Below are 12992 nucleotides of genomic sequence, written 5' to 3' on the forward strand. Positions count from 1 at the left end.
TCGCTTCGGCCAGGCGGCGATGAGGGGCGAAGAGGATACACCTGCGGGCCGAAGGTCCTGCTCACACCGCGACGAGCCCGGCCGCTTCGAACTGCCGGCGTACGCGATCCACGACCTCGGCCGGGGGCGGAGCGACCTCGGCGAGCGGGAATCGCAGGCCCAGGCGCGCGTACTTGGGCGCACCCAAACGATGGAACGGCAACACGTCGACGCGTTCGACGTTTCCCAGCGAGGCTGCGAACTCGGCGATCCCATCGACCTGCGCGGCGTCGTCTGTCCAGCCGGGCACCACCACGAAGCGGATCCACACCGGCTTGCGAGCCGCAGCGAGCCGCCGGGCGAATGTGAGCGTCGGAGTCAGCGCGGCGCTCGTGAGCGCGCGGTAGGTCTGTGGCTGCCAAGCCTTGATGTCCAGCAGTACCAGATCCGTCGCGTCAAGCAATGCTTCGTCGGCGCGTGCACCCAGGAAGCCCGAGGTGTCCAAAGCGGTACGCAGACCCAGCTCCCGGGCGCCGGTCAACAGCGCTCGAGTGAGGGCCGGTTGCAGGAGCGGTTCGCCGCCGCTGACGGTGAACCCGCCCCCGCTCACCTCGATGAACCGGCGGAATGGGGCGGCCCGGTCGATCAGTTCGCCCGCACTCGCCGGTACGCCGTCGCGCAGTCGCCAGGTCTCGGGATTGTGGCAGTACAAGCAGCGCAGCGGGCAACCCGCGGTGAACACGACGAATCGCGTACCGGGGCCGTCTACACCGGTGGAGATGTCCCACGAGTGCACCTTGCCCTCGACCGTCCGCCACGCCGCCATGACTGCCTCACATCGACTGGTGGAAGGTCCGGCTGAGCACGTCGCGCTGCTGCTCCGGAGTGAGCCGCACGAAGTTCACGGCGTACCCGGACACGCGGATCGTCAGCTGGGGGTACTTGTCCGGATGCGCCATCGCGTCGAGCAGCGTCTCGCGGCGCAGAACGTTGACGTTCATGTGATAGCCACCGGTGTCGGCGTACGCGTCGAGGACGCCCGCGAGATTGGCCACCCGCTCGTCCGGCGTACGCCCGAGGCTGTCCGGAATCACCGTCGTGGTAAGGGAAATCCCGTCGCGGGCGTGGTCGAACGGCAGCTTGGCCACCGACAGCGCCGAGGCGACGACACCGTGCCGATCGCGCCCGTTCATCGGGTTCGCCCCGGGCGCGAACGGCTCGCCGGCCCGCCGCCCGTCCGGGGTGTTGCCGGTGTGCTTGCCGTACACCACGTTGGAGGTGATGGTGAGCACCGACAGCGTCGGGATCGAGGCCCGGTAGGTGGGCTGGCGGCGTACTTTCGCCATGAACGCCTCGACCAGCTGAACGGCGAGGTCGTCGGCTCGGTCGTCGTTGTTGCCGTACGCGGGGAAGTCGCCCGTGACCATGTAGTCGACGACGAGGCCGGTCTCATCGCGGACGGGGCTGACCTTCGCGTACCGGATCGCCGAAAGGCTGTCGACGGCGACGGAGAGCCCGGCGATCCCGGTGGCCAGGAAACGCCGAACCGGGTAGTCGTGCAGCGCCATCTGGACGCGCTCGTAGGCGTACTTGTCGTGCATGTAGTGGATGGTGTTCAGCGCGTCCACATAGGTCTCCGCCAGCCAGTCGAGCACCTGGTCGTACGCCTGCCACACCTCCTCGAACCCGAGCACCTCCCCGGTCACCGGGGGAGTCGGCGGGGCGACTTGCGCTCCGGTCATCTCATCGCGACCGCCGTTGATCGCGTACAACAAGGCCTTGGCGAGATTGGCGCGTGCGCCGAAGAATTGCATGTCCTTGCCCACCCGCATACCCGAGACGCAGCAGGCGATGGCGGTGTCGTCGCCGAGGTACGGGCGTAGCAGCTCGTCGTTTTCGTACTGGATGGCGCTGGTGTCGAGTGAGACCTGCGCGCAGAACTGCTTGAACGCCTCGGGAAGCCGCGGCGACCACAGCACCGTGAGGTTGGGTTCGGGGGCCGGGCCGAGGTTGTACAGCGTCTGCAGGAAGCGGAACGAGGTGCGGGTGACCAGCGTGCGACCGTCCTCGGCCATCCCGCCGAGGCATTCGGTGACCCAGGTCGGGTCGCCGGAGAACAGCTGGTCGTATTCGGGTGTCCGCAGGAATCGGATGATGCGCAGTTTGATGACGAAATCGTCGATCAGCTCCTGGGCCGCGGATTCGCTCAGACGGCCCTCGGCGATGTCGCGTTCCAGGTAGACGTCGAGGAAGCTCGAGGTGCGGCCGAGCGACATCGCCGCGCCGTTCTGCTCCTTGGCAGCCGCGAGGAAGCCGAAGTACAGCCACTGCACCGCCTCCCGGGCCGTCTGCGCCGGGCCGGAGATGTCGCAACCGTACGCGGCGGCCATGCGCTTAAGCTCGTCGAGCGCACGGATCTGCTCGGCCAGCTCCTCCCGATCGCGGATCACGTCGGCGCTCGCGCGTCGAGGGTCCAGGCGCGCCCTCTCCGCCCGCTTGGCCTCGGCCAAGGCGTCGACGCCGTAGTGCGCGACGCGGCGGTAATCGCCGATGATGCGACCCCGGCCGTACGCGTCCGGCAGGCCGGTGATGACGCCGGCCTTGCGGGCGGCCAGGATCTGCGGCGTGTACGCGTCGAAGACGCCGTCGTTGTGGGTCTTGCGATACTTTGTGAAGATCTCGCGTACCTTCGGGTCCGGCCAATAGCCGTACGCCCGCAGCCCGGCCTCGACCATGCGGTATCCACCGTTCGGCATGATGGCCCGGCGCAGCGGTGCGTCGGTCTGCAGGCCGACGATCAGTTCGAGATCGGCGTCGATGTAGCCCGGCGCGTGCGCGGTGATGGACGCGGGGGTGCTCGCGTCGACGTCGTAGAGGCCGCGGCGGCGTTCCTCCGCGAACAGCCCGGTCAGCTTGTGCCACAGCGTCGTGGTGCGCTCGGTTGGCCCGGCGAGGAAGGCGCCGTCGCCTTCGTACGGCCGCATGTTCTCCCGGATGAATCCGGCGACGTCGATCTGGTCGCGCCAGGCGCCGCCGCGGAAACCGCGCCAGGCGGCAGTCGCTTCGACGCCATCCCCGGCAGGCCATTGCGTTCTGGTGATGAGGCTCATCTTCGATCCCTTCTCGGGTCCGCGCTCAGCGTCGCAACTGAGGGCTACGCCGGGTAGGGACCAAGGTCATCGGCGCGGTGTGAGCCTCACCGCGGCTCGGGACCTTAGGCCCGCAGCGGGGGACCGGTGTCTCTGACCGGCTCCCGGGAGTGCTCGTAGCTTCAGATGTAGGGACGCGCGGCGGCAGGAGGCCGCCGGGGCCCGCCAGTACAGGAGGGTGATCATGCGCGATCTGGTCATCCTTGGCGCCGGCACCGCCGGCACCATGGTCGCCAACCGCCTGCGTCGACGTCTTCCCCGACGCGAGTGGCGGATCACGGTCGTCGATCATGAGGTGGCCCACCTGTACCAGCCCGGCCTGCTGTTCGTGCCGTTCGGCGGCGGGAAGGCGCAGAAGCTGGTCAAGCCACGGAGACGCTCGCTGGATTCCGGCGTGGACTTCGTGGTCGGCGACGTGGACCGGATCGAACCGGCAGCTCGCCTAGTCCACCTGGCCGACGGCCATCGGCTCGACTACGACTTCCTCGTCATCGCCAGCGGCACCCAGCCGCGTCCCGACCAGACTCCCGGCATGCTCGGAGATCTTTGGCGCAAGTCGATCCACGAGTTCTACACGTACGACGGGGCGATCGCGTTGCGCGAGGCACTGGAGGGCTTCGCGCGTACCGGCGGCCGCCTCGTCGTGCACATCGTGGACATGCCCATCAAGTGCCCGGTCGCTCCGCTGGAGTTCGCGTTCCTCGCCGACGCCCACCTTCGCGCGCTTGGCATACGCGACGAGGTCGAGATCACCTACGTGACTCCGTTGCCGGACGCCTTCACCAAGCCGGTGGCGGCGGCGACGCTCGGATCGATGCTGACGGACCGCAAGATCCTCCTGGAGACCGATTTCCTCGTCGAGCACATCGACGGCGAAGCCCGCGAACTCGTCTCCTACGACGAGCGTCGTATCCCGTTCGACTTGCTGGTGACGGTTCCGCTGAACATGGGCGCGGACTTCGTGGCTCGCAGCGGCCTCGGTGACGAGCTGAACTACGTGCCGGTCGACCGGCATACGCTGCGGTCCAAGGCGTACGACACGATCTTCGCCATCGGCGATGCCGCCGACCTGCCGACCTCGAAGGCGGGCTCGGTCGCCCACTTCGCCGCCGACGTCTTCGTTGCGAACTTCGTCCGGCTCGCCCGAGGCGATCCGATGACCGAGTCCTTCGACGGACATGCCAACTGCTTCGTCGAGGCCGGTGACGACAAGGCGCTGCTCATCGACTTCAACTACGACACCGAGCCGCTACCGGGCACGTATCCACTGCCCGCCGTCGGGCCGCTGCGCCTGTTGCGCGCCACCCGACTGAACCACTGGGGCAAGCTCGCGTTCGCCTGGCTCTACTGGCACGTTCTCCTGCCCGGCCGGCCGCTGCCGCTGCCGGCGGAGATGTCGATGGCAGGCAAGCGCCGCCCGAAGGAGGAATGAGATGTCCGTCGCCACCATCAACGGCACTGAGTTCCATGTCGACGCCGAAGGCTTCCTGACCGATTACGACCAGTGGGATCAGGCGCTCGCCGAGGACCTGGCCCAGGCGATCGGGATCGAGCTGACCCCGCGCCATTGGGAGATCATCGCCTTCCTTCGCGAGGACTACCTCGCTGAAGGCGAGACGCCGACGTTGCGCCGTACTGCGGCCGGGACCGGCATCTCCATCAAGCAGCTGTTCGAGCTGTTCCCCGGCAAGCCCGGCAAGAAGATGGCCTACATCGCCGGACTGCCCAAGCCTCGCGGCTGCGTCTGACGCCGCGTCCGACCCACGTGAGGGGAGACCGTCATGATCACAGTTGAGCGGAACGTCCCGTCGATCGTCCCCGACTTCGGCGACACGAAGCCGACGACGCGTAAGCTGGCCATCATCTGTTCCAAAGGGACGCTCGACATGGCGTACCCGGGCCTCATTCTCGCCAACGCGGCACTTGGCGAAGGGGTCGAGACCCATCTGTTCTTCACCTTCTGGGGCTTCGACATCATCACCAAAGCCCGTCTGGACCATCTGAAGTTCACCCTGCTGGGCAACACCGCGACGCATGTGCCGCAAGGCTTCGGCGGGCTGCCCGGGATGACCGCGATGACGACGCACCAGATGAAGAAGCAGATCGCCGACGTCGGCGTGCCCGACATCCGCGAGATGCTCGGCCAGATCGTCGACTCCGGCGGCCACCTCTGGGGTTGCCGCATGTCCGCCGACATGATGCACATCGACGAGAACGACCTCTACGAGCCGGTCGAGGGCATCATCAGCGCCGCCGATTTCATCGAGAAGACCGAAGGCGCGCAACTGCTGTTCATCTAGCTCCGTTCGGGGAGCACACATCCGTCAAGGAGGCTGACATGAACTTCCGCATCGTCGTCGGCGTCGACGGCTCCGAAGCCGGCCGCCGCGCGCTGCGCTGGGCCGCGACTGAGGCCGAGGCCCGGGGCGGCACGGTCCAGGCCATCACCGTCTGGAACTGGGACGGCACGGGCTCCTTCGCTCCCATGGCCACATCCCCGGCCGAGGAACGCGATCGCGCGCAGGCGGTGCTCGCGCGCGAGATCGATCCCGTCGTCACCGACTTCCCCACCGTGACCATCGCGGCCGACATCATCGAGGGCCACCCCGCTCGTGAACTGACCCGGGCCGCGCGCGACGCCGACCTGCTCGCGCTGGGCAGCCACGGGCACAGCCGGTTGCACCAGGCCGTCCTCGGCTCGATCAGCGACGAGTGCGTACGCGTGGCGACCTGCCCCGTCGTGGTGCTCCCCGCGCCGCGGACACAGCCGATCGCACCCGCCGAAGCCCTCGCCCCCACCAAGTGAGAACCGAGCCGGCCGGCCTGTGGGCCGCCGGCTCGGCCGTCCGCTAGAACAAAGCGCAGGAGAGTGACGTCATGAAGACCACTGTCGCCCGGCGTACTCGGCTGACAGACCAGCGAGTCGCCTCGATCATGTCTCGCCCGGCCGTCGCCGTCCGGCAGTACGCGACGCTGAGTGATGCCCTCACCGCGTTCGCCGTCTCCGGCCTTCGCCACCTCGTCGTAGTAGACGCGGAGGGACGCTGTCTGGGATTGCTCAGCGACCGGCTGGTCGCCGGCGCGTGGGCGGCGAATCCGACGTGCTTCGACGAGGTACGCGTCACCGAGTTGCTGACGGTCGATCAGCCGCTGATCCTCTCGACGGGGACGATCGGCCAGGCAGCCCAGGAAATGCATCGGCTCGGCACCGACGCCGTGGTGCTCGTCGACGCCGTCGCCGAGCCGGTGGGCGTACTCACTGCCGCCGACCTCATCGCGTTACTGGCCAAGCCAGACCACCAGGACTGATCGGTTCCCATCATCACGCCGCCTTCTGATCGCTGTGGGTGCGGGTGAGGTCGGTTGAGCGTTGCCACTGGTTCCACCACATCGGATCGGGTAGTTCTCCCGCGATGGTGGCCAGCCGTTCCGCTGTGGCGGCGAACGTTTCGGCGTCCGGCACGCCGGTTGCGGCCACGAGGTCGGACAGCAGTTGCCGGCGCAACGTCATTGCCTGCCCGACGAGGTCCTTGCCCGCGTCGGTGAGCGCCACCCAGACCACGCGCCGGTCGGTGTCGTCGGGCTGGCGGCGGACCAGGCCGCGTGCCACGAGCCGGTCGCACATCCGGCTGACGGTCGAGGGCCGCACGCTGACCTCGCGGGCCAGGTCGGCGGTGCGCTGCGGGCCTTGCGATGCCAGCACGATCAGCGTGCGGTACTGGGTCAGCGTGACGTCGGTGCCGAGCTCGTTGAGGGACCGCACGGTGAGTGCGACCATCGCGCGGCTCAGCGCCATCAGAGCGTCGACGGCCGGTTGCGGTGGGGTGCTGGCGCGACGACCGCGCGACGAGTAACGTGCCACCTGGTAATAGTTGCATACTAGCAACGATTCGGCTACCGGTGTCGGCGGTTTCTGCGCCGAGGCCGCGGGAGCGCTGATGGAGGTGACCATGCAGCAGACGCCGATTCGGCTGCGCGGGCTGACGAAGCGGTTCGGCTCGCTGACCGCGGTCGACAACGTCGACCTCGACGTGCCCGCCGGGGCGATCATGGGATTCCTCGGGCCCAACGGCGCGGGTAAGACCACGACCATGCGGCTGCTCATCGGCGCGCTGCGCCCCACGTCGGGCACGGCGCAGGTACTCGGAGCCGACCTGGCCGCCGACGTCACGTCCCGTCGCCGGGTCGGCTACCTGCCCGGTGACCTGCGGGTCGACCCGAAGCTGACCGGGATGCAACTGTTCGCCTGGTACGGCAAGCTCCGCGGCGGGCTCGACACCCGGCGGGTCGTCGACCTGATCGAACGACTCGACCTGGACCCTGACCGGCCGTTCGGCACCCTGTCGAAGGGCAACCGGCAGAAGGTCGGCATCATCCAAGCTTTGCAGCACGACCCGGACGTGCTGATCCTCGACGAACCCACCACCGGCCTGGATCCGCTCGCACAGCGGGAATTCCTCACCCTCCTCCGTGAGGCGGCCGCCCGTGGGACGGCGGTGCTGTTCTCCTCGCATGTGCTGCCGGAGGTCGAACGCATCGCCGACACGGTGGCCATCATCCGCGCCGGCCAGATCGTGACCCGGTCCACCATCGACGAACTACTCGACCGGGCTCGTCGCCGCCTGGAACTGCGCTTCGCCGAGCCGATCGCTGCGGGCGTCTTCGACGGCGTACCCGGTGTCGTCGACGTGCAGATCGACGACCACACCGCCACGCTGACTGTCGAAGGCGCAGTCGGCCCGGCCCTGCACGCGGCCACCAGCCACGCTCTGCTCGTGCGCATCAATCCGGCCGGCGACGACCTGGAAGACCTGTTCGTCTCCCTCTACGGCACACCCACCCCGACCCAGGAGCGGTGAAGACATGCTCAGCGTCTGGATCCACATGCTGCGCCGGCGCACCACCGCCGCCATCTGGTGGGCGGTGAGCCTGGCAGCCCTTGGCGCGCTGTTGGCCGTCGCCTATCCCACCGTGCGCGGCAACAGCGAACTGGACAAGACCTTCGCCGACCTGCCGCCGTCGGTGGCCGCCTTGCTCGGCCTGTCCGACGGAAACCTGCTCACCTCACCGGCCGGCTATCTGGACAGCCAGTTCTACGCCAACATCCTGCCGCTGACCCTGCTCATCTTCGCCGTCGGCGCGGCGGCGTGGACGATCGCCGGCGACGAGGCCGGCGGCACCCTCGAACTGCTCACCACCAATCCGATCAGCCGCACCCGCATCGCCGTGGCCCGCTACGGCGCGCTGCTCACCCTCCTGACCGTCCTCGCCGTGGTCTGCTGGGCCGCGGTCGCCGCACTCGCCCCGTCCACCGGACTGACCGCCGGACTCGGCATCGTCCGGCTCGCCGCGGCGACACTTGCCTGCGCCCTGCTCGCGCTCGTGTTCGCCACTATCGCGTACGCCGTCGGCGCGGCCACCGGCAGCAAACCCGCCGCCACTGCGGTGGCCGCCGGGCTGGCCGTCGCCGGCTACGTCGCAGAAGGACTGTCCCACCAGGTCACCGCCCTGCGCGCGGTGAGATACGCCAACCCGTGGCACTGGCTGCTCGACGCCGACCCGCTGCGCAACGGCCTGACCTGGCAATCCACCGTACTACCGGTCGCGGTCAGCGCCATCCTGGTGATCGTGGGCCTGGCTGTGTTCCGCCGACGCGACCTTCGCTGACACCAAACGCACCGGTAACCGGGCAGCCGAAAGTGCTGCCGCGCATTCTCCCGGGTGCACAGGTTGTGTAGATGGTCGCCTCTGCTTCTCCAGGTCGAAGCCCGGCTGACTTCGCCGGCCCGGCTTTGCCGACCTTCGGAAACGTCGTCTCATGCGGCCAACAACAGCGGCAGCGTGACCAGGTAGACGACCAGCAGCACTGCGCCTTCGGTACGCGTGAGCCGCAGCCGGCGAGCCAGCAGCGCCCACGCCAGGAGCGTCGCGCCGAGCATCGCCGCCACCAGCACGATCGACGCCCGCGCGGTATGCGTACCCGCCGCGACGCCGATCAGCGCACCTCCGGCGAGGCTGTTGAACAGGTTGCTGCCGAACAGGTTGCCTACCACGAGTTCGGTCTCGCCGCGTCGTTGTGCTTGGACGGTGGTGACGAGCTCGGGCAGCGACGTGCCGAGCGCCACCAAGGTGAAGCCGATGATGATCTGAGGTACGCCGAGATCTTCGGCGATCGCCGAGGCGTTGGCGACCAGCAACTGGGCACCGCCGAGCACTCCGGCCAGGCCGAGCACGGTCCGCACGGGTTCGAGCCACGGCCTGGTCTGGCGGGCGGGTGGGGCGACGACCGCGCCGCCTTCGGCAGTGAAGTCGGCGACGTCGGCGGCCAATCGCTGGTTGCCCATGGAACGGGCCCATCGGAGAAGCATCACCAACGCGGCGGCGAGGCCTGCGGCGAGCACGGCACCCGTGATCGGTGACAAGCCGATGGTGGCCAGGACAGCGAACGCGAGCACGGAAGCGACGGCGAGTGGGACCTCACGCCGAATGACGGTGGAACCGACGGCGAACGGGGTGACAAGCGCGGCGACGCCCAGGATCAGGGTCAGGTTGAGGATGTTCGACCCGACGATGTTGCCGACGGCGATGCCGGTGTCGCCGCGTCCGGCGGCCAGGGCCGAGACGAGGAACTCCGGGGCGCTGGTGCCGAGACCGATGACGACGACGCCGACCACGACTGGACTGACGTGCAGGCGTTCGGCCAGCCGGGACGAACCGAGGACGAGGTGGTCGGCTGCCACTGTCAGCAGGCCGAGTCCGGCGAGGGCGAGCAGGATCTGCACGAGCATGTCGGGCCTCCAGGAGGGGAGCCGGGCCGCCGGAACGGCCGGGCCTGGTGGTCAGAAGAAGCGCAGGTACAGGTAGGGCACGCAGATCGCGACCGTGATGACGGTGACGATCAGCCCGTACTTGGTGAACTGCCAGAACGAGATCGGTTTGCCCGAGCGTTCGGCGATGCCGAGCATGACGACGTTGGCCGACGCACCGATGGCCGTCGCGTTTCCACCGAGGTCCGCGCCCAAGGCGAGCGCCCACCACAAGACGTTGCCTCTCGGGCTGCCGTCGGCGTGCACGAGGTCGGCGACGATCGGGCTCATCGTGGCAACATAGGGAATGTTGTCGATGATCGCCGAGAGCGCCGCCGAAGCCCACAGTAGGAGCATGGTCGCTCCCCACAGCCGGCCCTCGACCGCTTCGGTAGCGGCGTGCGAGACGGTGTCGATGACCCCGGTGTTGACCAGCGCACCCACCATGACGAACAGTCCGGCGAAGAAGATCAGCGTATGCCACTCGACGTCGCGGGCGACCTCGTCGGGGTCCAACCGCGATGCGGCGAGCAGAATCAGCCCGCCGACGATCGCGACCACCGAAGGTTCGAGGTGCACCACCGAGTGAAGCAGGAAAGCGGTCAGCACGATGGCCAGCACGGCCAGGCTCACGGTCAGCAGACGCGGATCCCGGATCGCCTCCCGTTCGCGCATCGCCATCACGGACGCGACGCGGCTGCTGTCGGCCCGGAACGCGTCGCGGAACAGCCACCGGCACAGGACGAGGAACACCACCAGCAGGATCAGGACGATCGGCGCCAGCACCGACAGGAAGTCATTGAACGTCAGCCCGGATCGGCTGGCGATGATGATGTTCGGGGGGTCGCCGATCAGGGTCGCCGTGCCGCCGATGTTCGACGCCATGACTTCGGCGATCAGGAACGGCGCGGCGGGCAAGCCGAGCCGGTCGCACACGAACAGCGTCACCGGGGCCACGAGCAGAATCGTGGTCACGTTGTCCAGGCCCGCCGAAGCGATGCCGGTGATCAGCACCAAGATGACCATCACCGGGTACGGCCGGCCGCGAGCGCGTTTGACCGCCCAGATGGCCAAGTACTCGAACAGGCCGGTGCGGCGCAGCACGGCCACGATCAGCATCATGCCGACCAAGAGGAAGATCACGTTCCAGTCGATGCCGGACTCGGGGGAGAAGAACGCCTCCTCGGCGTTCGTGGCCCCGATGAGCAGCATCGCGATGGCCCCGCCGAGCGCGGCGGCGACCCGGTGGACCCATTCGGTGGCGATCAGGACATACGCTGCGGCGAAGACGGCCACCGCCAGCCAGGCCTGAACGCTCATGCGGGCAGCACCCGGTCCAGCAGCGCGTGCAGGGTGACCGCGCCCAGCAGTTCGCCGTCCACGACCGCCACCAAGGGGCTGCGCGTACGGGCCATCAGGGCGGCGATCTCCAATGCGGTCGCCTGCGGGCGTACCACCGGCAGCTCGTGCGGCTGGGGCGGCAGCAACTCCCGCACGGTGCGCTCGCCGAGCTCACGGATGAACACGTCGGCCGCCGCCTCGTCAACCATGCGCGCCAGCGGGGGATCGTCCTGACAGTAGGACGGCACCGCCATTCGGAGCACCTGCGTACCGGGTAAGACGGCGAACGGCTTGCCCTTGTCGTCGAGGACTATGAGTCCGGGCAGATCGGCGTCAGCCAACGTCCGGGCGGCTTCGATCGCCGGAGTCGAGAGAGTGACCGTCGGGTACGGCTGAACGAGGTCGGCTGCGCGCACGGGAATCTCCAAGGGTCGGCGAACACTGTGCCGACCAGACTTCCCGGCGCTCCGGTGATCATCCTATCGGTTGCGTGACGCGTATGCGACTTGCCGTGTTCGTGGCGCGAGATCTTACCGACCGATTACCTGGGCAATACCGACCTATTGCGCAAATAGCCGAGGACGGTCGGCGGCCGGAACATGAACGTAAGCGGTCTTCTCGTGGTTGGAGGAAACCATGCGTCTACTCGATCCGCTCAACAGCCTGGCTCCCGCCGCCGTCGCCACCGGCGGTCCCGGATCACGCCGCATCGACTTGTTCTTCACCGTCCCCGAACTCGCCCAGCTGGGTCGGCCCAACCTCTGGCATCGCTGGTGGATCGAGGGCAGCGGCTGGCACCCGTCCGGCGGGTGGCGGCAACGCGGTGGCCTCTGGGCGTCGGCCGTCAGCGCGACGGCGTACACCGGCGGCCGGATCGACCTGTTCGGCCTCGGTCGCAGCCACCGGCTGTATCAGGCCGTCGGCAGCGGAGACCTCGACGCCCGAGGCGAATGGCCACGTACCAATCACGGCCGGCCCGGCGACCGGGACATCATCTCTGCGCCCGCTGCGCTCGCCAGCGGTCCCGGCAGAACAATCGTCGCCCTGCGTACCGTCCGGGTTGTCGAGGACGGTCCCGACGTCCGCGGTGTGTGGTTCCGGGTGCTCGACGTGCCGATCGAATCCATCCCGACCACGTCCGATCCCTGGCGGTGGCGCCGGCAGCTCGCGCCCGGCTGGCCGGCGAGCCGCGCCTCGCTGCGAGCCGCGCCCGGGCTCGCCTCGCGCGCACCGGGGTCGCTCGACCTGTTCGGGTTGACCCAGGGCTACGGGCTGCAGCGCACCTGGATCGGCGGCGACCAGGCCCACGCCTGGGAGACCTTCGACGAGCCCGGCGAAGGCTTCCTCACGAGTACGCCGTCGGTCGCTGTGTGGCAGAACCACGAACGGCCGGAGCTCAGTGCGATGCATGTCGCCTGCTGCTATGGGCCGTTCGGCCCGCTACCGGGAGCCGTGGCGATGAAGAGCTGGCTGGGCCGTCATTGGAACAAGCAGCACCTCATCTACGTCGACGGCAGCACCGACGGCCGTGGCGTCGCCGGGCCACCGGTGCTGGTGTCCTGGGGCAAGCCGCGTCTTGACGTGTTCTTCCTTTCGCAGGCCAACCTCGTGGGTGCCGGCCTGGGCATCACGCACGGTGTCAGCGAGGACGGCCATAGCTGGGACTTCAGCGAGATCCTGCCGGTTCCCGATCTGGTTTGACACCGCCCGGGGCGTT

14 protein-coding genes are annotated in these 12992 nt (G+C 68.5%); 8 read left to right on the forward strand and 6 right to left on the reverse strand.

The window, feature by feature from the left end; translation table 11 throughout:
• Positions 1–61 precede the first annotated feature (61 nt).
• Positions 62–805, reverse strand: coding sequence for a pyruvate formate-lyase-activating protein (gene pflA, locus HOV77_RS07010; RefSeq protein ID WP_290859180.1), 744 nt, complete (start codon positions 803–805; stop codon positions 62–64).
• A gap of 7 nt (positions 806–812) precedes the next feature.
• Positions 813–3089 (reverse strand): formate C-acetyltransferase, encoded by a 2277-nt coding sequence (pflB, locus tag HOV77_RS07015; protein WP_290859182.1) that lies wholly within the window; start codon positions 3087–3089, stop codon positions 813–815.
• Between the two features lie 223 nt (positions 3090–3312).
• On the opposite strand from pflB, the gene HOV77_RS07020 reads away from it, so the two are divergent.
• From HOV77_RS07020 to HOV77_RS07040, 5 genes are all read left to right on the forward strand, one after another.
• Positions 3313–4560: an FAD/NAD(P)-binding oxidoreductase gene (locus tag HOV77_RS07020; RefSeq protein ID WP_290859184.1), complete on the forward strand. Its 1248-nt coding sequence runs from the start codon at positions 3313–3315 to the stop codon at positions 4558–4560.
• Between the two features lies 1 nt (position 4561).
• Entirely contained in the window at positions 4562–4876 is a 315-nt protein-coding gene (locus HOV77_RS07025) for a TusE/DsrC/DsvC family sulfur relay protein (RefSeq protein WP_290859186.1), read from the forward strand.
• 33 nt (positions 4877–4909) lie between these two features.
• Entirely contained in the window at positions 4910–5428 is a 519-nt protein-coding gene (locus tag HOV77_RS07030; RefSeq protein WP_290859188.1) for a DsrE/DsrF/DrsH-like family protein, read from the forward strand.
• A 38-nt stretch (positions 5429–5466) separates the two neighbouring features.
• Positions 5467–5934, forward strand: coding sequence for a universal stress protein (locus HOV77_RS07035; protein ID WP_290859190.1), 468 nt, complete (start codon positions 5467–5469; stop codon positions 5932–5934).
• 71 nt (positions 5935–6005) lie between these two features.
• A complete protein-coding gene (locus HOV77_RS07040) occupies positions 6006–6437 on the forward strand; it encodes a CBS domain-containing protein (protein ID WP_290859192.1) in 432 nt (143 codons plus the stop codon).
• A gap of 13 nt (positions 6438–6450) precedes the next feature.
• On the opposite strand, the gene HOV77_RS07045 is transcribed toward HOV77_RS07040, so the two are convergent.
• Entirely contained in the window at positions 6451–7080 is a 630-nt protein-coding gene (locus HOV77_RS07045) for a MarR family transcriptional regulator (RefSeq protein ID WP_290859194.1), read from the reverse strand.
• Here HOV77_RS07045 and HOV77_RS07050 point away from each other — a divergent pair.
• Positions 7079–7987: an ABC transporter ATP-binding protein gene (locus tag HOV77_RS07050; RefSeq protein WP_290859196.1), complete on the forward strand. Its 909-nt coding sequence runs from the start codon at positions 7079–7081 to the stop codon at positions 7985–7987. The two genes, HOV77_RS07045 and HOV77_RS07050, sit on opposite strands and share 2 nt — an antisense overlap.
• Before the next feature lie 4 nt (positions 7988–7991).
• Entirely contained in the window at positions 7992–8795 is an 804-nt protein-coding gene (locus HOV77_RS07055) for an ABC transporter permease subunit (protein ID WP_290859199.1), read from the forward strand.
• A gap of 149 nt (positions 8796–8944) precedes the next feature.
• Here the strand turns inward: HOV77_RS07055 and HOV77_RS07060 are convergent, their stop codons facing one another.
• The 3 genes from HOV77_RS07060 to HOV77_RS07070 are packed head-to-tail and all read right to left on the reverse strand — an operon-like array spanning position 8945 to position 11691.
• On the reverse strand, positions 8945–9916 hold the full coding sequence (locus HOV77_RS07060) for a calcium/sodium antiporter (protein WP_290859201.1): 972 nt from the start codon (positions 9914–9916) through the stop codon (positions 8945–8947).
• A 51-nt stretch (positions 9917–9967) separates the two neighbouring features.
• The gene (locus HOV77_RS07065) at positions 9968–11254 is read right to left on the reverse strand and encodes an ArsB/NhaD family transporter (RefSeq protein WP_290859203.1); all 1287 of its coding nucleotides are present in this window, start codon (positions 11252–11254) and stop codon (positions 9968–9970) included.
• On the reverse strand, positions 11251–11691 hold the full coding sequence (locus tag HOV77_RS07070) for a CBS domain-containing protein (RefSeq protein ID WP_290859206.1): 441 nt from the start codon (positions 11689–11691) through the stop codon (positions 11251–11253). The genes HOV77_RS07065 and HOV77_RS07070 overlap by 4 nt, the downstream gene beginning before the upstream one ends.
• 220 nt (positions 11692–11911) lie before the next feature.
• Between HOV77_RS07070 and HOV77_RS07075 the strand changes: the two genes are divergently transcribed.
• Positions 11912–12976 carry a hypothetical protein gene (locus tag HOV77_RS07075; RefSeq protein WP_290859208.1) on the forward strand — a complete coding sequence of 355 codons (1065 nt, stop codon included), beginning with the start codon at positions 11912–11914 and terminating at the stop codon, positions 12974–12976.
• The last annotated feature ends 16 nt before the right edge of the window (positions 12977–12992 follow it).

This window comes from Hamadaea sp., from assembly GCF_013362815.1.
Classification (GTDB): Bacteria; Actinomycetota; Actinomycetes; order Mycobacteriales; family Micromonosporaceae; genus Hamadaea.